General features: G+C 41.2%; 18 protein-coding genes. 5 read left to right on the forward strand and 13 right to left on the reverse strand.

Annotation, left to right across the window (positions count from 1 at the left end; translation table 11 throughout):
- The first annotated feature begins 164 nt into the window (after positions 1-164).
- Both secE and nusG read left to right on the forward strand, forming a co-directional pair.
- Complete coding sequence (gene secE, locus HMPREF9444_RS04550) at positions 165-647, forward strand: preprotein translocase subunit SecE (protein WP_009143191.1); 483 nt, start codon at positions 165-167, stop codon at positions 645-647.
- 18 nt (positions 648-665) lie between these two features.
- Complete coding sequence (gene nusG / locus HMPREF9444_RS04555) at positions 666-1,325, forward strand: transcription termination/antitermination protein NusG (protein WP_009143192.1); 660 nt, start codon at positions 666-668, stop codon at positions 1,323-1,325.
- A gap of 161 nt (positions 1,326-1,486) precedes the next feature.
- Here nusG and HMPREF9444_RS04560 read toward each other — a convergent pair whose 3' ends face one another.
- From HMPREF9444_RS04560 to HMPREF9444_RS04590, 10 genes are all read right to left on the reverse strand, one after another.
- The gene (locus HMPREF9444_RS04560) at positions 1,487-3,370 is read right to left on the reverse strand and encodes an IS1634 family transposase (protein ID WP_009143193.1); all 1,884 of its coding nucleotides are present in this window, start codon (positions 3,368-3,370) and stop codon (positions 1,487-1,489) included.
- 197 nt (positions 3,371-3,567) lie between these two features.
- The gene (locus tag HMPREF9444_RS11405; RefSeq protein WP_009143194.1) at positions 3,568-3,708 is read right to left on the reverse strand and encodes a winged helix-turn-helix domain-containing protein; all 141 of its coding nucleotides are present in this window, start codon (positions 3,706-3,708) and stop codon (positions 3,568-3,570) included.
- Positions 3,672-3,902 carry an ATP-binding protein gene (locus HMPREF9444_RS11410; RefSeq protein WP_083801121.1) on the reverse strand — a complete coding sequence of 77 codons (231 nt, stop codon included), beginning with the start codon at positions 3,900-3,902 and terminating at the stop codon, positions 3,672-3,674. The genes HMPREF9444_RS11405 and HMPREF9444_RS11410 overlap by 37 nt, the downstream gene beginning before the upstream one ends.
- An 89-nt stretch (positions 3,903-3,991) precedes the next feature.
- The gene (locus HMPREF9444_RS11080; protein ID WP_009143195.1) at positions 3,992-4,225 is read right to left on the reverse strand and encodes a hypothetical protein; all 234 of its coding nucleotides are present in this window, start codon (positions 4,223-4,225) and stop codon (positions 3,992-3,994) included.
- Positions 4,226-4,282: 57 nt separating this feature from the next.
- On the reverse strand, positions 4,283-4,657 hold the full coding sequence (locus HMPREF9444_RS11085; RefSeq protein ID WP_009143196.1) for an AlbA family DNA-binding domain-containing protein: 375 nt from the start codon (positions 4,655-4,657) through the stop codon (positions 4,283-4,285).
- A 350-nt stretch (positions 4,658-5,007) separates the two neighbouring features.
- Positions 5,008-6,570, reverse strand: a complete 1,563-nt coding sequence (locus tag HMPREF9444_RS04570) for an amidase family protein (RefSeq protein WP_009143197.1) — start codon at positions 6,568-6,570, stop codon at positions 5,008-5,010.
- Positions 6,571-7,110: 540 nt separating this feature from the next.
- Positions 7,111-7,761 (reverse strand): GntR family transcriptional regulator, encoded by a 651-nt coding sequence (locus HMPREF9444_RS04575; RefSeq protein WP_009143199.1) that lies wholly within the window; start codon positions 7,759-7,761, stop codon positions 7,111-7,113.
- A gap of 160 nt (positions 7,762-7,921) precedes the next feature.
- Positions 7,922-9,226, reverse strand: a complete 1,305-nt coding sequence (locus tag HMPREF9444_RS04580; RefSeq protein ID WP_009143201.1) for a TRAP transporter large permease — start codon at positions 9,224-9,226, stop codon at positions 7,922-7,924.
- Between the two features lie 14 nt (positions 9,227-9,240).
- Positions 9,241-9,747, reverse strand: a complete 507-nt coding sequence (locus HMPREF9444_RS04585) for a TRAP transporter small permease (protein WP_009143202.1) — start codon at positions 9,745-9,747, stop codon at positions 9,241-9,243.
- A gap of 58 nt (positions 9,748-9,805) precedes the next feature.
- Positions 9,806-10,789, reverse strand: a complete 984-nt coding sequence (locus HMPREF9444_RS04590; RefSeq protein ID WP_009143203.1) for a TRAP transporter substrate-binding protein — start codon at positions 10,787-10,789, stop codon at positions 9,806-9,808.
- 228 nt (positions 10,790-11,017) lie between these two features.
- Here HMPREF9444_RS04590 and HMPREF9444_RS04595 point away from each other — a divergent pair, with 228 nt between their 5' ends.
- On the forward strand, positions 11,018-11,977 hold the full coding sequence (locus tag HMPREF9444_RS04595; RefSeq protein WP_009143204.1) for a C-terminal binding protein: 960 nt from the start codon (positions 11,018-11,020) through the stop codon (positions 11,975-11,977).
- A 24-nt stretch (positions 11,978-12,001) separates the two neighbouring features.
- Complete coding sequence (locus tag HMPREF9444_RS04600; RefSeq protein WP_009143205.1) at positions 12,002-12,661, forward strand: RraA family protein; 660 nt, start codon at positions 12,002-12,004, stop codon at positions 12,659-12,661.
- A 171-nt stretch (positions 12,662-12,832) separates the two neighbouring features.
- Here the strand turns inward: HMPREF9444_RS04600 and HMPREF9444_RS04605 are convergent, their stop codons facing one another.
- Both HMPREF9444_RS04605 and HMPREF9444_RS10780 read right to left on the reverse strand, forming a co-directional pair.
- Positions 12,833-13,753 carry a restriction endonuclease gene (locus tag HMPREF9444_RS04605; RefSeq protein WP_009143206.1) on the reverse strand — a complete coding sequence of 307 codons (921 nt, stop codon included), beginning with the start codon at positions 13,751-13,753 and terminating at the stop codon, positions 12,833-12,835.
- On the reverse strand, positions 13,750-14,160 hold the full coding sequence (locus tag HMPREF9444_RS10780) for a restriction endonuclease subunit S (RefSeq protein WP_050779001.1): 411 nt from the start codon (positions 14,158-14,160) through the stop codon (positions 13,750-13,752). Before HMPREF9444_RS10780 ends, HMPREF9444_RS04605 begins: the two co-directional genes overlap by 4 nt.
- On the opposite strand from HMPREF9444_RS10780, the gene HMPREF9444_RS11225 reads away from it, so the two are divergent.
- A complete protein-coding gene (locus tag HMPREF9444_RS11225; protein WP_232196255.1) occupies positions 14,057-14,533 on the forward strand; it encodes a hypothetical protein in 477 nt (158 codons plus the stop codon). The two genes, HMPREF9444_RS10780 and HMPREF9444_RS11225, sit on opposite strands and share 104 nt — an antisense overlap.
- A gap of 120 nt (positions 14,534-14,653) precedes the next feature.
- Here HMPREF9444_RS11225 and HMPREF9444_RS04620 read toward each other — a convergent pair whose 3' ends face one another.
- Positions 14,654-16,972 carry an inorganic phosphate transporter gene (locus HMPREF9444_RS04620; protein WP_009143209.1) on the reverse strand — a complete coding sequence of 773 codons (2,319 nt, stop codon included), beginning with the start codon at positions 16,970-16,972 and terminating at the stop codon, positions 14,654-14,656.
- Positions 16,973-17,173: the final 201 nt, after the last annotated feature.

Raw genomic sequence — 17,173 nt, forward strand, 5'->3', positions numbered from 1 at the left:
GGTGCCGGTGTTGTTGACAACGTCATCGAATAATAAATCATTGTTTCAGGCGCCATAAAACGGCGCCTTTGTGTTATCCGCGAAAGGCTTTACGGCCATCGCGGATTAATTGCCTATATAAAGGCCCGATTTTTTAGATTCCAAATCCCATAGGATCTAATCCCATGAGTGAAAATAAAAGCACAAAAACTCAGAATGCAGCCATTAACACTGCAGCTCCCGCAAAGGCTAAAGCTCCTGTTAAAGCTGCCAATAAAAAAGCAGCCGCACAGTTTGTCTCTACACCTTTAGATCGTCTTTTGTGGCTGTGCGCTATCGTTTTAGTCGGCGGCGCAATCTTCGGTAATTTTTATTACACCCAGCATATCGTAATCGATGAATCATCTTTAGGACGTTTCGGTCGTACCGCCATCGTTATCGCTGTAATTATTGCCGGTCTTGCCGTTACCCTGTTTACCAACAAGGGTCATGCTTTATTGACTTTTGCCCGTGAAGCTTATGTCGAATTACGCAAAGTTGTATGGCCTACCCGTCAGGAAGCCGTGCAGACCACCATTATCGTATTTGTCGGTGTTTGCGTTGTAAGTTTATTCCTCTATCTGTGCGATCTTGTTTTCCTGCAGGTAGTAAAGGCAATTACTCTTTAATAAGAGGCAGACTTAGTCATGGCTGAAGAAAAGATTGAAATTAATGAAGCTCCGATGATGGATGCTCCTGAGGCTCCGGTTGCCGCTTCGGCAGATAAGCCTGTCGTTGAAGAAAAGAAAGAAGAGAAAAAACCTGCTGAAAAGCCGTTGCGCTGGTATGTTGTTCAGGCTTTCTCCGGTTTTGAGCAGCGCGTTGCTCAGACTTTGCGCGAGCGCATCAAGATCCATAACATGGAGCATGATTTCGGTGAAGTTCTCGTCCCTAAAGAGAAAGTCAAAGAAATCAAAGACGGTAAAAAACGTGAAAGTGAGCGCAAGTTCTTCCCGGGATACGTTCTCGTTCAGATGCGCATGACTTCCGAGACCTGGCAGCTTGTCAAGCACACCGACAGAGTATTAGGCTTTATCGGCGGAACCGCAGAAAAGCCTTTGCCTATTACTCAGGCTGAGGCTGACAAGATTTTGTCACGCCTGCGTGAAAGCGAAGAATCACCCCGTCCGAAGACTATCTACGAAGTCGGTGAAGTGGTTCGTGCTATTGACGGTGCCTTTAAAGACTTTGTCGGTACCGTTGAAAAGGTTGATTACGAGAAAAACCGTGTTACCGTTTCCATCGCTATTTTCGGTCGTGCTACTCCGGTTGAGCTTGAGTTCAGTCAGGTAGAAAAAGACATCTAGAATTAGTCTTAAAAACTGTATCTTTGTTAAAGACCCAAAACCTTTCTCGTTTTTATATCCCTAGGTTTGGGCTTATACTTAGCCCCGCTGTAATGGTCCGGGGCTTTTTCATGCCTGCAAAATAATTTTCGGATCTAATCGGTACGGCATTCATGGCAAGCTCACACCTCCGCCAGTGCTGCCGCCAGCTCTTCAACATTATTGGCGATAAAGGTTTCTTCTTCCTCGGCAGCGTCATCTTCCTTCATGTTTTCAAGCTCGGCCTTAGTAAATACCGCGGCATCAGGCAGAGGAATATCCAGAGCTTCCAGCAGCTCACGTTTTTTACCGGTTACCTCAGTGTAGTACATACCGTCTTCCCACAGCGTAGCTTTGATTCCGCTGAGTTTGGTCATGACGGCTCTATCGCCTTCAAACGGTATCTGCATTCCTTTGGTTTTACATTGTGAGATACGGGTTTTAAACATCAAACCGATAGCGGCAGCGATAAACACGGTAAAAATCTTGCCTTCAGTGGTACTGTCGGTAGAAGTACCGAAGCGTCTGCCGCCGATATCCTGTTTCATGACGGCAAAAGCTTCTTCTACACTATTGCGCATTTGGTAAGCGCGGTGGGCTTCGACGGCACCGGTCACGCAATCCGATACCAGAACACGGTAACCGGCGGTAAAAAGATATTCGGCAAGTTTAGCGGTGTCGGTCTTAACGCTTAGGATATTTCCCGCATCGTCTTTTTTGATTATAAGAAAACGCTCGGCAAGACATTTTTCATTGTTTGCCAAAGTTTCTTTAGCCGCTAATTTGGTACGCACGCAAGCCAAAGCTTTGGTTATAAGCTGTTTGCGTTCATGTTTTATATTTTCATCAAAGAAAATATGCACATGCATATCAGCTTTAAGCTGTGGGCGGCGTTTGGCACAGTCGGTGGTGAAGTTTACCGGATATTTCCAGATTTTGGTTGTACTTACGGCATGTTGTCCGATAGCCGGAATATAAGAATCGGGCGCTTCAAGCTCTTGACGGTGCTCGATGATGAAGTCTCTTGCCAAACGGAAAGAAGTACGCATATTCATAACAAAGGATGCTTCACTTTGATAAAAGCGATGCAGGTTGATTATGGATGAATACCCGCGATCGCAAACGGCAACGGCTTGACGGTTAACCCCGAGGCGAACGGTATCGCGCAAAGTATGCATAATGGTTGAAACATCGGGGACATCACCGTCATAGGTACGGTAATATACGGGAAGACCGGTTTCCTGATTGACCATCATCAGGATATTGATTTGTTTGAGAGCGTCGCCGTCTTTATTATGTCCGTACTGCGCTTTGATTAGATGACGGGCATAAGTGCTGACCGAGGTGGAATCCAACGCGTAATAGACGTTGCCGCCGCCGACGTTTTCCGCTTCAAGCTTACATACTTCCTCATTAAGCTTTTTAAGAAAGCCGTTGATTTCCTTTGAACTGATGCTCTTAAACAGCTTGGAACACTGCCCCGGGCGCAGCGGCACCTGCCATGGCAGACGATAGTTTTCGGCAAACGCGCCGTAACTTTCCACCGCCGTGGTATGGAATAAATACATGTAATAGGCGAGAGATACAATTTTACGATTACGGCAGTAGTCGCTGAAAACGCTGTTTAACGCCTTGGTCAGCGGCGTATCGGCAATGATGTGATCTAATACCCAGGAGGGACCGGCCACAAAAGAGCTGGCATTTAACACCTTACGCAAAGAAACCATCTCATTATGCGGCTCAAAACGAATGAAATAACGGCGTTTGCCTGAGGGAGCGTCGGGATTTTTAAGCATACGATAGGCATCCAGCGCTTCAAGCTCCGGATGCTCTGCCGCAAAAGCGTCCGTCCAAATTACTTTGCCGACGACCTTTCCTCCTTCAATTTTACCTACGGTTTTGGTACTGCCGGGAACGGTAACGCTCTTACCGTCCAGCCACACATTTTTGAAAGTGACCAAGTAGCAATACTTACCGTTTTTTACATGTTTAAGCGGAGGCAATTTGGGGATGTTCATGACAGCCATGGCGGTTCTTTCTGAGTATATATAAACATATACCCATTATAATACAAAAAACCCTGAAATAATCAGGGCTTAAAAAATAAAAACTGTTTTATATACTTAGATTAGAAAGGTTTGGGGATGAAAGTTTGCCTCTTGCGGCCCTATTTATTTAACAAATCCCTATTAGGTTTTTTCTATTCTTCCTTATTTTTCAGATCTCAGTATCCTTGCCGAGCGGAGCCGGCACGATCAATCATTCCCTTTTCTTTCAACTTTTTCAGTCTTTCAGCTACTGTTTTTCTACTTACTTTTAATCGTGCAGCTAACTGCGGCATTGTGTAACCGGGGGCTTTTGACATGAAGAACAAATTTTCTCTATTCCCCGTCCCCAACTTTCAATAAAGCCGGACAAATAGAACACATGAGCAATATTAGGGTTATATGGGCTGGAAGCATGCTTGTTCATTAGGTTTTTCAACGTCCAGTTTTCAGGTAGACAGCCGCAATTTGCAATATATAACTTATCAGCGTAAACACTGATCTGGATGGGGATGCCGGATTGATATTTTTATGGCATAAAGCGTTCAGTAAAGCTTCTCGTAGAGCATCCTCAGGAACAAAGTATCGTTCGATTCGCTGCATTCAGTCATAAGTTATTTTTGCTTTCATATACTTCAAATATACAACCTCTACAATCTTATCTATCTGTTCCAAAATGGAGCCATGTATTTCATCTTGGTACAACAAATCAGCGTCAGTCTCAAAATAACCGATTTTTACATACGCACCTAATTGCCACTTTTCCGGATCTTTACTAAATAGAAGCATAGCCGCATTGGTTAAATAAGATCCGTTCACCAAATGAAGCTTTTCCATAAGGACAGACTTAGACTCATCAAGAACACTTTTGTCAATGCGTCCCTTTCTGGCAGCCTACAGTTTAAACTGCGTTACAATCTCATCATCTACATTAGATAGAGAAAACGCCGGAAGCGGAAGGTTATCCCAGGTAGCTCTTCTTTTGCGCATAAGAAAATCTTCAAGCGCCGGACCGGTCAGAATCTGCATGGTGTTGCCGCTGCGATAGTAGTAGATGCCTTTACAAGAGATACCGATAGGATATGAAGGCACGTCAATTTCAAGATATTCCTTTCCGTTTTTATTTAAACAGTTGACATTGACTATAATCCCCATTGCGTTACGGATTTTATTCGGTATATTCTCTAGCAATTTTCCGGCATTAGGTACACCAACGACGTTTCCTTCATCATCACAACCGAATAAATTTTCCACCCTGCGCATTGGCATAACCGCAAACCCACTCCAGATAGTCGTCTTCCCATTTACTTTTCCACTCTATGTTTTGGTTTTCCGGCATTTTTGTTTCCGTCCATTTGTTTATGTTTTTTCAAATCATATAAACACTATACTGATTCCGATAATGCTCACAGAAAAAAGTGGCATTAATATGTTAAACGCAGACACAGTTAACGGAAAAACATATGATGGTATGTTGTCGCCAACGATGTAAAAATTATTTCGTGGCGTCGATAAAAAGCGAGATTTTGTAAAACATAATCCCGCTTTTGTGAAGTTTTTAGAGTATCCGCAGATTGATGTGAAAAGCATCTTTGCTTTACACAACGGATATTAATATCTTATTTTATTGAGCTGAAATCTAAATCAGGGAAAGCTACAGGTGGTTTTCTGTTGTGAGTTCCCTGTTCGTAGGCATACCCCATACTTATAAGTTTGCTTTCGGAAAATGGCTCTCCCATCAGCTCAATTCCTACAGGAACTCCGATAGGTGCGGTATCGTTTGAAGAAGAGAAGCCGCCTGGCAGCGTAATAGCCGGGAATCCCATTACTGAAGCCATCAGTCCGTTACGTGCATATTGGCCTTTGCTTTCAGTGGTTTTTACCACGAGTACGGACTGCAACGGATAAACGAAAGCATCAATTTTGTTTTTATGCATAAATTCAGTAATATTTGCAGCTAATTCTTTGTTCTTTTTGATTCTTGCAAGATATTTAGGATTATTAAGTGGATCTTTTTCGTTTACCATGCGCGTCATTTCATTAACTATTGACGGGGTAAGCAAACCGCTTTTGACATATTCTGCTGCAGTTTTTATTGATGAACCTGAGCCAATGCTTGCCAGATATTTATCAAGGTACGGAGCTTGCTCCCATTCCTGTACATCGTTGTTTTTTAGCAGATCTGCAAGTTTCAATTGCGGTAAATCGACTTTTATGACCTCTGCTCCTAAAGCGGTTAAATCATCAATTGCGGAGTTAACAATACGCAATACTTCAGGATCTTCTCCAAGATTGGTGGTTAAAAGAGCAAGTTTTTTGCCCTTTAACCCGTCGGTGTCCAAAGCATCGGTATAATTTTCAATTTTTTTGTTTTTAATCACGTTTGTACTTTGGTCTTGAGGATCATATCCAGCCATTACCGACAGCATGAGTGCGGCGTCGGCAACGTTACGGGCAATAGGTCCGCCCATATCCTGCCAGTCTGAGCACGGAGAAATACCGGTTCTGCTGACCAAACCTTTAGTCGGGCGAATACCTACCAGACTGTTAGCGCTTGATGGGGAGCGGATGGAGTTTACAGTATCGGATCCGGTGCCCATAACGGCAAAATTTGCAGCTACGGCCGCTCCGGTTCCGCCAGAAGATCCTCCTGGGGTTCTGGTTAAATCATAAGGGTTAAGTGTTTGACCTCCCATGGAACTTACGGTCATACCGTGTCTTGCCAGTTCTGTAAGATTAGTTTTGGCAAGAATAATGGCTCCTGCCTGACGCAGTTTGGCAACGGTGAAGGCATCTTTTACAGGCTGCAGATCTTTAAATGCCAAAGCTCCGCTGGTTGTTTTCATGTCAGCGGTATCGTAATTGTCTTTAAGCAGAATAGGTATGCCGTAAAGAGGCCCCAAGGGTTCTCCGGATGCAATCTTAGCGTCAATTTTATCTGCTTCGGTCAGAGCGTTGGGATTAATCGTTATAATTGAATTTAAAGCTCCGTCATAAACTTTGATTCTTTTTAAATAATAATCAACAAGTTCATGTGCTGAAAGTTTTCCTTCCTGCATCGCTTCATGGATTTGAGTAACGTTTTTTTCAAAGATCAAGTCATTGCTAAGGCATAAAGCGGGCAGCAATGATAACAATAGGGCACTAAACTTTAATACACTGTGTTTATGAAGCTTTCTCATATTTAAGTCTCCTAAATTAACGGTTGCCCTGCAGGAACGGTTTCAATATATCAGCAGAGTGCTTTAATATTTTTATTTCACTGAAAAGAACCGTTTTTTTTAACTGATGTGCAGAATATTCACTAATAAGGCGCAAAAAAGATTTGGATTAAAGAAGGAATTTTAAATTTTGTTCATTTGATCGACGCTAAAACAGATAGGGTGTTTTATTTGCTTGTTGTGAGATAGTGTGTAGCAGAAGTCATTTGCTGAATCTGTGAAAACTTTTACGCTATTTACGGTTTCTTTAAGGCCTTGTCGAAGCTGTAGAGAAATTTAATTATAAAAAAAGCGCATTGCTGTTTACATTTGAAGTTTTTATACTCAAAAATATTGAGGTAACTATTTTTTACTGTTTAAAATCCGTTTTCTTTTTGAAAGAAAACTATAAAAACTTTAACTTTAGATGTTTATAGTAATTACATTTTTTTAAATAGATTTTCAGATAAAAAGTTGAATTTTTATAATTAGCATCTGTATTATTTGGGCAGCATATTTAGTTTATGGGCAATGAAGCTTATTTTGAAGGTTTGATATCATCCAATAGGAGCCGAATTCAGGCAAAATATGACCTTGTAAAATATTAAGCAGTTCATTAATATCTTTATGTTTTAAAGCATCTACCATTTTGCTGTGCTGAGAGAAAGATCGCTGCAAGTGAGAATCGTTTGAGCCTAAAAAATTACGCACAGTATCCATAATTGCTGAAATCAGTTTAAATGAATCAATATAGTAACGGTTGTCACAAAGTGACACCATAGTCATATGGAATTCAGAATCTAAAGTTAAATATTCTTGAATATTGTTATTTTCTGTCGCAAATTGCATGCGATCCAAGATCCCTGCGAGTTCTAGGTAGAGCTGCTCTTGAGATTTATCGAAAGCAAGTTTGCAGGCTCTAGATTCTATGGTGTATCTGAAATCAAGGAGGTTGTTAAGACTTTTAGATTCCATACTGAAGACATAAGTGCCGCTTTTGGGTTTTCTGACAACAAGTCCTTCGGCCTGAAGGCGTTTTAAAGCGTCGCGGATTGGGGCTTTGTTGGCGTCAAGAACTTGTTCTAGAAAGGTCTCTGACAGCTTTGACCCCATCGGGAATTTGCCGTTTATGATCGATTCCTTGATTCGTCTGTAAACTATGTCTTTTAACATCAGAAATATATAATCCAAGTAGTTTTAAATTAAAAAATAATCATACTTTTTAGAAAAAGGTATATTTGTTTTTAGATAAAAGCAAGTGCTTTTTGGATAACTGATTTTATAAAAAAGAGGAGATACGAATACCTCCTCTTTGACTACCATGCATAAAGCATTAATCCATTAATGACGGCAACCACAATGATAATGCAGGAATATAAGTAACAAGCATTAAAGAAATAATCATAGAAAATAAGAAAGGAATAATTTTCTTAATTAGATCTTCAAGTTTGACATCGGCAATACTGGTTGCTATAAACAAGTTGGCACCAAGTGGCGGAGTGCAGAAGCCGATAGCAAGGTTGACTGTCATAATGACACCGAAATGAATCGGATCAATACCCACTTGGGTAGCAATCGGCAGCAGGATTGGTGTCAAAATGATTATAAGGGCGATGGTTTCCATGAACATGCCGGCAATAAGTAGCATGATGTTGATTAACAGTAATACAAGTACTGCATTATTGGAAATGGAAATAATGAAGTTGGCCAAATCAACAGGTACTCTTTGTAAGGTCAAAAGACGACCAAATGATGAAGCCATAACCACCATGATGATGCAGACAACGGAAGTGAGAGCTGATTTACGCAAAATTTCCCACATATCTGCCCATCTTAAGTTTCTGTAAACATAGAGGGAAACGACGAGACCGTAAACAACTGCTACACCTGCAGCTTCAGTAGGTGTAAAGACACCTAAATAAATACCGCCTAAGATGATTAAAGGAACAATCAAGGCCCAAATAGCATTATCTCTTATGCCGGAACCCTTTGCCGCTAAGGCGCTTCCTTCTTCATTTAATTTTTGAATTTTGGATTTCGGCAGCATGTTGTCTTTGATAACAAAACGAGCCACCAGCATGAAGCCGATACCGAAAATAAGCCCCGGAATGACACCCGCAAGGAACAGCTTACCGATGGATTGGTTGGCGGCAACACCGTAAATAATAAAAGGAATTGAGGGCGGAATCATTACGCCGGTGATACCGGATGCTGCGGTTAATGCAGCTGAAAATGATCTTTTATAGCCGGCCTTTTCCATCTCGGGGATCATATTGGCACCGATTGCAGCTACGGTAGCAGGAGATGAGCCTGAAATAGCAGCAAAGAACATGCTTGCAAGAACGTTTACGTAGGCAAGACCTGCTTTGTATTTACCAACTAGGACATAAGCTGATCTGACGATACGGGCTGATAATCCGCCTTGTGACATAATTTCGCCGGCAAGAACGAACAAAGGAATAGCGACTAAAGGGAAAGAGTCGGCACTGGTTACGGCGCTTTTAACAAGCAATGTAACGGGCGGAGTTCCCGGGAGATACTCAAGTGTTATTAGTGAAGAAATTCCCAAGCATAAGGCAATCGGCGTTCCTAAAAACACCAATACCAGGAAAGTTGTAAAAAGAATAAAGGTTATCATGGCGGTGTCCCTTACTATTTAAAAATGACGAGAGCTGTCTTTATATCGGCATAAATGTTTTGCAACACTCTTATTGAACTTAAGAATGCGCCGACAGGCAAAGAAGCATAAAGCCATAACATCGTTACATGAGTATCGGTAAAGGGCCAATACAGTACGATGGAGTTTTGTTTGGCGATGATGGGATTTAAAATTTGCTCTGTGCCTAAAATTGCCAATTTGATCATGCACCACAGAATAATTAAGTTAATTATTAAGTTGATAATCAATCTGACCTTTTGCGGCATCTTGTTTACTAAAAAGTCGATGGCGACATGCTTTTGTACTTTAAAACCATAGCTGATGCCAACCCAAATCAGCCAAACGAAACACCAGCGGACTAATTCTTCGCTCCAGGGAAGGGAGTAGGAAAAAATATAGCGCAGCACTACCTGAATGAAGACCCAGACGGCGATGTTCGCTAGAAGGAAATTCACCAGGTAAATTTCCAGGTTATCGTCTATCCATTTTAAAATTTTCATATGAAACCTCGGAAAAATCGGCACTCATTACAAGTACCGATATATGCTGTACAAACAATTAACGTTCGTTTAAAGCCTTAATAATCTCAGGATCTGCTTCACTTAAATACTTCTCACGAATAGGTGCAGTGACTTTTTCAAATTCATTTCGCTGTTCGGGAGTGAGTCTGGTTACGGTTACGCCGGCAGCTTCAATATCTTTAATTTGCTGCTCTTCTTCGTTGGCTATGACCTGCTGCTGGTAATCAATGGCGGTGGCTAAAGACTGTTTTACCAAATCTTTATCGGCATCGCTTAATGAGTTGTAGAAGTCAGGGTTTGCCAAAACAATATGAGTGGAGTAAACGTGGCTTGTTAAAGTCATGCACTTTTGTACTTCATAGAATTTTGAAGAAGTGATATGACCTAAAGGGTTCTCTTCGGCATCAACAACGCCTTGCTGTAATGCTGAGTAAACTTCATTAAAGGACATTGGAGTAGGGTTTGCTCCCATCAACTGGAAGGCTTCCATATGTGCCTGAACTTGCATAGTGCGAAGCTTGACGCCGTCAAGATCTGATGGTTTTACGATAGGACACTTGTTGGAGGTGATCTGGCGAATACCGTTTTCCATATATCCAAGGCCCACCAAACCATATTGGCCAGCTCTGTCAAGAAGCATCTGACCGAATTTACCGTTCAATGCCTTAAGAGCATCAGCTCTATCCTTGAAGATAAAAGGCAGACCCGGAATAGAGAAGTTTTTATCCCAACCGTCCATAACCTCGATAACCGGGCAGGTCATATCAACGATGCCAGCTTGGACTGCTTCGGTTAATTCACGATCGCCCCCTACCTGTCCGTTAGGATAAATTTCAACCTCAAAACGATTGCCTGAGTTTTTCTCAATTTCTTCTTTGAATTTAAGCCATGCTTTGTGCATGTGATAACCCTCAGCAGCGCCGTGTCCTACTTTAATTGTGATATCGGCGGCGTGGGCTGCAGAGACGATTCCGAAAGATAATGCGGCACTTAAAGCTAAAGCAACAACTCCTAATTTCATGTTTGAACTCCTTAAAGTGAAATTTCAGATTGATTACCATTTTAAAAGTAAAATGTTAGAAAATAGTGATCATGAGCAAATTTTTACTTTAACAGTAGGGTAAAACCGTTAATTTAAGTCAATAATTTGAAGCGCATCGCAATTTTTGAAGATTTGTGTTGTTCTAGACTAACATTTTAGAAATATTATATATAACATTCTGACATTTCAGATTGATGCGAGGTTAACATGAAAAAAATTGTTGTAATCGAACCCGGTTACAGAGATTACGAGGAAGAAAAACAGGTTCTGGCCGAATTTGATCCTGTTTTTGAGATAGTTAAATTAGGATCTACCAAAGAGCAGGTTCTTGCCGCAGTCAAGGACGCCGATGCCATTATGGTACGTGAGGCGGTAGTTGACAAAGATGTATTTGATGCTGCAGAAAAATGCAAGGCAGTTGTTCGCTATGGCGTAGGCGTCGACAATATCGATTTGGCATATGCCAAATCAAAGAATATCAAAGTTGCGAATGTTCCTGATTACGGTTCAGAAGATGTCGCAGAGCATGCTCTTGCCCTTCTTATGGGAGCGACAAGAAGAATCGTAACCCGTGACGAGGATGTCAGAAACGGAAAGTGGGGCATTGGTCAGGATGAACCTATCCCACGTATTTTCGGCAAAAACTTAGGTGTGTTGGGTTTTGGGCGTATTGCCAAATGCTTTATTACCAAGGCTAAAGGACTTGGATTTAAGAATATTTTCGTACTGGATCCGGTCTTGACGGAAGAAATAGCTAAAGAAAACGGAATCATCAAAGCAGATCTTGACACTATATGCAGAGAATCGGATTTCATTTCCGTTCATGTACCTTTACTTCCATCTACAAGACATATGATTGACGCTTCCAAGATTGCCCTGATGAAGAAAATGGCTGTCATAGTAAATGCTGGGCGCGGTGGAATTATCGATGAAAGAGCATTAGCTCAAGCCCTTAAAGAACACAGAATTTTTGCAGCTGGTATTGATACCTTCGAAAAAGAGCCTGTGGATACTGAAAACGAACTGTTAAAGCTTAAAAACACGGTTGTAAGTGACCACAACGCATGGTACACGCAGGAATCAGTTATCGAATTGCAGTCCAAAGGTGCCCGTGAGGTTCTTCGGGTTTTAAAGGGTGAAGATCCTCTGCACTGGGTAAACAAATAATTATTGATTTTAAGGAGATTTAAAATGGCTTTCTCAAAAGAAATTATTGACGGATATCGTTCAGTTTTGTCTTCAGCTTCAGTAGCCGATGCTTGTGATTTGGTTATCGGCAAGACCTGCTTCCTGCCTCCGTTTATTCAAAATCGTATCAACGATAAAAAGATTGTAGGGCCTGCCGTAACTGTGCTTGAAACTAAAACATTGGAGATGTTGCCTCCGCAGCATGCGCTTGACATTATTGATGCTTCCGATGAGGGCAGTGTCCTTGTTATTTCAGGTGATGTTGATCTTGGTGATGTGGCAATTTGGGGCGGGCTCATGACAGCCGGCGCCGTTGCCAATAAATTTGAAGCTACAGTGTTAAATGGCGGTGTTCGTGACGGTGCTGAAATTAAGCGTGATTATGATTATCCGGTGTTTGCAAAATGTAAAGTTGCCGGAACCACTTTGGGTAGATATAAAACCGTAGGCTCGAATATTCCGGTTAAGATCGGCGATGTTACCGTACGCCCCGGTGACTTGATTTTCGGAGATATTGACGGTGTGGTTGTAGTCCCTAAAGAATTCGTTGAACCTGTTCTTAAGATGGCTTTATCAATTGATGAAAGAGAAACTGAACAGGCTAAACTTATTATCAAATCAGGCTCTTTAAAAGAAGGTCTTGCCAAGTACGGAAGAATATAAAAAAACAATAAGCAAAAAGCATAAACACTCGGTATATTTTAACCTGCCCTTCTCCCTGGCAGGTTTTTTTATGGGTGGACAGATCTTTTCTACTTTAGATTTTTGCAATAATTGCATTTTTCTAAAGTAGATTAGAATAGGTATTTGTTAAAAGTGATGAGGTGGTAGGACTTAATTCGCATAATCGGCAAACAAATCGGAGTCAATTACTTTGATCTCGTAGACTTTCTTTACACTTACTCCAAAATTGTGTTCGATCATGAGTTTGGCAAGTGTTTGCCCGTTAATTAAAACAAGATGTTGAGATTTTGCGTATTCTTTAGCACCTTCGGTAAAATCACTTAGAGTTACAAATAAACCTTTGCCGTCAAGACCGGCAATTGCTCCGACAAATGTTTGTAGCTCAGGACGTGAAACTTTATTATCTACTGCATATTTTTTAATTTGCACATAGATTTTGCTAAAGCCCAATTTGTCTTCGGAAATAATACCGTCGATACCGTTATCACGGCTCTTTTGCGTAACTCTAATTTCTCCGTCAACGCCGTAACCTACAGCTTTTAGCAGATCGAGAACCAATTGCTCAAATTGGTAATTGTTGATATTTTTCATTTCGGTGATGAGATCGTCGGCAAGGGCTGAGTTGATTTGATTAAATGACGCCTCAAAAGTGATATCTGGAGTATCCTCGTGAGTAGACTCTACAGTAACATTAGGATGGCTTGCTTTTTCTTTGTGCACTCTACTTACTTCAATGAACTCCTTAAATGAGTTGTAGCGCATCAAAATATCTTTGTCGATGTTCGTAACGGAAGATCCCGCGTTTAGTTTTATTCCTTCATCGGAAATTTTAAAGACAGCTTTTTTAGGTTTTAAAATTAAACCTGCTTTTGAAAGGTATACTCGGGCCCAGTTGCTGCGGGATTTATAGAGAAAAGCACCGCCTGAAGGTAGTTTTTGTTGTTTCTCTTCGTCAGATAAATTAAAAACGAAAGCAATGTGCTCATCGATTTCTTTAACTGTATGTTCTTTTTTATCGGATAAAAAAGAAAGGATCGGTTTCATGCATTCTTGATAGCTTGGAATGGTCATTTGTGTAAAAGCTCCATTGCTTTGTCACAGAAGGAAAAGATCTCGTTGATTTTAGCGACGATGCGGTGTTGTTCTTCGATTGGAGGAAGAGGGGTTTTTATATTTAAAATATCTTGTCGCTTAATTCCCGCTATTATTCCGCGAGCTTTTTGTTCAATAGTTTTAATTTGGCGTTGCAAAAATAATTCCATGAATTGATTAGAAATTAAGTTATCATTTACTTTTATAGCCATTAATTGTCTTGCAATATGGACTTTTCCTATTGAGTTTATAGCTATTTTTCCTACGGTTCCTTTACAGGTTATGAGAATATCCTCGCTGTCGCTTATTGCTGTAGGGTTATTTGTCCATCTGTTAATAATCAGTTTATTATCTTTGCTGAAGTGCAGAATCAAAGAAAAAAGCAAGTTAAGCCGTCTTGAGCAATGGGTAAAATATCTAAGTGCCACGGTACCTGCAGGAGAAGAAATTATTCCCGGGGATGAAATGTTTACACAGTTGTCGAGGATAGAGAAAGTGTACGGCAAAGATAAGGAAGAGCTGCTGCGATATGAGGCGGCCGAGCGGGCTGAGATGGACTTTGTCTCCGCGATAAGCTCGGCAGAGCTTCGGGGCAAAGAAATCGGAAAAGCTGAAGGAAAAGCCGAAGGCAGAGCAGAGGGAAAGAAAATTCAAGCTGCGGAAACAGCTGAAGCCCTGCTTGATATGGGACTGTCCTTACAGCAAATCACCAAAGCTACCGGTTTGACGGAAGCGGAAATTTTGCAGATTAAAAAATAATCTTTAATCATAACTCATTAATGCTTTTGAAAAAGATCTTAGGTAAATTAAGAATATAGTAAGTAGAAAAAAGCCATCTTCCAAAGAACAGAAGATGGCACATGCGGGAGAGAAAAGCTTTTACTGTTCTACTTTTTCGGAAATTGCTTCGGCTGTAGGATTTACCTGTACGAGCATTTGGGCTTGAGTCGCTGCTTCTTCGGGCTTCTTACCTTCAGTAAGTTCAGCAAGCGCGCGAGCAAGTAATGCAACGGCCAAATAGCGGTTAACCATGTTGCGCACGGTCCCTAAAAAGGTCAGGTAAATTTCAGAGGATCGCATTGAAATCTTTTCGGTTCCGATAAGATTTACCAGATCAAGCTGAGATTTATCGATACTGCGGTTTAATTTTTTGGCACGTTTGGCTATACCGTCCATATTGTCTGAGGAAGGCTCTTTGGACATGGCGTCGATATAAAGTGCAAATTTCTGAAGTTTTTGCAGTAATTCTTCAAGATTTTCTTTAAGTTGTCCGCTGAAAATGGTGTGACGGTTGGCAACATGAATTACCGCCTGAGATAAAGCATTGTGAACAGACTTAGATACTTCATACATGTTGGTAAAGGACAGATAGAAATAATGATTGGCATCAATATTTACTTTCTGCTCTTTATCAAGCGCCATCGAATAATATTCGGAACGTTCTTTTTCAAGTTCGTCCATAATGTTGAAGGCTTTATGGGTCACCTTTCTTAATTTGAATTCGTTATCGGCAAAGAACTCGTTGAAAGCTCGTTCAAGGCAGGTCAGATTATCTTTGTAGAAAACCTGTACTGCAGAAGAGATAGCCTGAAGAACCTTTTCATTATCGCCTTTAGCGTCAATAACCTGCTGCATTGTTTCGGTAACTTTGGTTTTGGCAAAGTTGGTGCGATAGATGATGATCATGGTAATGATCATGAGAATAATTAGTGCAGGATAGCTGAAGATAAAGAAAATGAGACAAACTATGAAAGTAAGGGTGAAAGCGCTGAATGCGGTTAAGAACCAGCCTGCGATGACTGTTACTACACCGGATATGCGGTAGACGGCACTTTCACGATCCCATGCACCGTCGGCAAAGGACGTTCCCATTGCAACCATGAAAGTTACATAGGTGGTTGATAAAGGCAGCTTAAGTGAGGTTGCAGATGCAATCAAAATTGCAGAAAGTACCAAGTTTACCGAAGCACGCACGTAGTCAAAAGGAAGAGGAATTTCTCCTTTTACTACCGGAGCTTTTATATAGCGAGACGCAATAGCAGCTTTTATTCTTTGGGGAATAATATTGTAGGTTGCCCGTGAAACATCTAGTCCTATACGGGTAATGACACGACCTACGGGAGTTGCACCGAACTGTTCGCGCTCGCCTTGGGTGGAACTTGAAAGATTAATCGATGTTTGAATAACGCGGCGAGCTTTCTTGGAAATCCACAAAGTGGTAACCATTATTAATCCGGCAAGGACCAAATAGAGACTGTTGGCGTGTTCGTTATTATTAAGGATCTCCATGGTCATTAAGTGAGGATCGTTCCCGCTTCCGGTCCATGCGGTAAAGGCATCCAATGCGGCAAGCGGTACACCGATGAAGTTAACCAGATCGTTTCCTGCAAAGGAGAAAGCCAGAGCGAAAGTTCCTCCTAATATGATGATTTTGAAGACGTTAAAACCAATCATGACGAGGATCTGCCCCAAGACGGTAAGACCTATAAAGAGAGTCCACAAAATTACCGTGGTGTTGGCATTGATAAAATCAATATATTCAGGCTTCATGAAAGAAGCGCCTTTTGCACCTTTCATGACAAGGAAATAAATGATTGCGGTTAAAGAGAAACCGGTAAAGAGTCCACCTAAATAACGGTAGCTGTTTTGGAATCTGAAGGAGAACAAAACACGCAATATAAATTGGATGATTGCACCTGAGATGAATGCTACGGCTACGGAAATTAAAATTCCCGAAACTATGGTCGCGGTGCGATCGGATTTAATGTAATTAAAAATTTCGGAAAAAGATTGACCGTCAGAATAAAGTTTATAGGCAGAGGCACATACGGCAGCACCTAAAAGCTCGAAAATAATTGATACGGTAGTGGAAGTGGGCAGACCGAAGATGTTGAAGACATTGATCAGGATAACGTCGGTTACCATTACGGCAAAGAAGATGAGAATTACATCATAAAAGCTGAAAAGCTCCGGGTGGAAAACACCGCTTCTTGCAACTTCCATCATTCCTGAAGAGAAAGTTGCTCCGAATAATACGCCTATTGACGCGACTATTAAGATAATCTTAAGTGGAGCAATGCGCGATCCGACTGCGGAGTTTAAAAAGTTTACGGCATCGTTGCTGACGCCGACGAACAAATCAACGCAAGCCAGAATCAGCAAAAATGCTACCAGCAGTATGAAAATTGTTTCTAACATTTAAGCCTCTTGGTGGTACATAAAAAGAACACTAAGACCGGTGTACGTGTTTTAAGGCAAGCAAATTGTAATGAGGCAATGTTAAATAGATGTTAAAGTTTAGGGTAATTTTCAGTAGAAGCTGATTTTTAAGCGTTTATTGTCGAAATTTGCATATTAGAGAAATATTATGGCGACAACTTCATGTGAAGATTATCACAA

Origin of the sequence: Succinatimonas hippei YIT 12066, assembly GCF_000188195.1 — a bacterium.
GTDB lineage: Bacteria > Pseudomonadota > Gammaproteobacteria > Enterobacterales > Succinivibrionaceae > Succinatimonas > Succinatimonas hippei.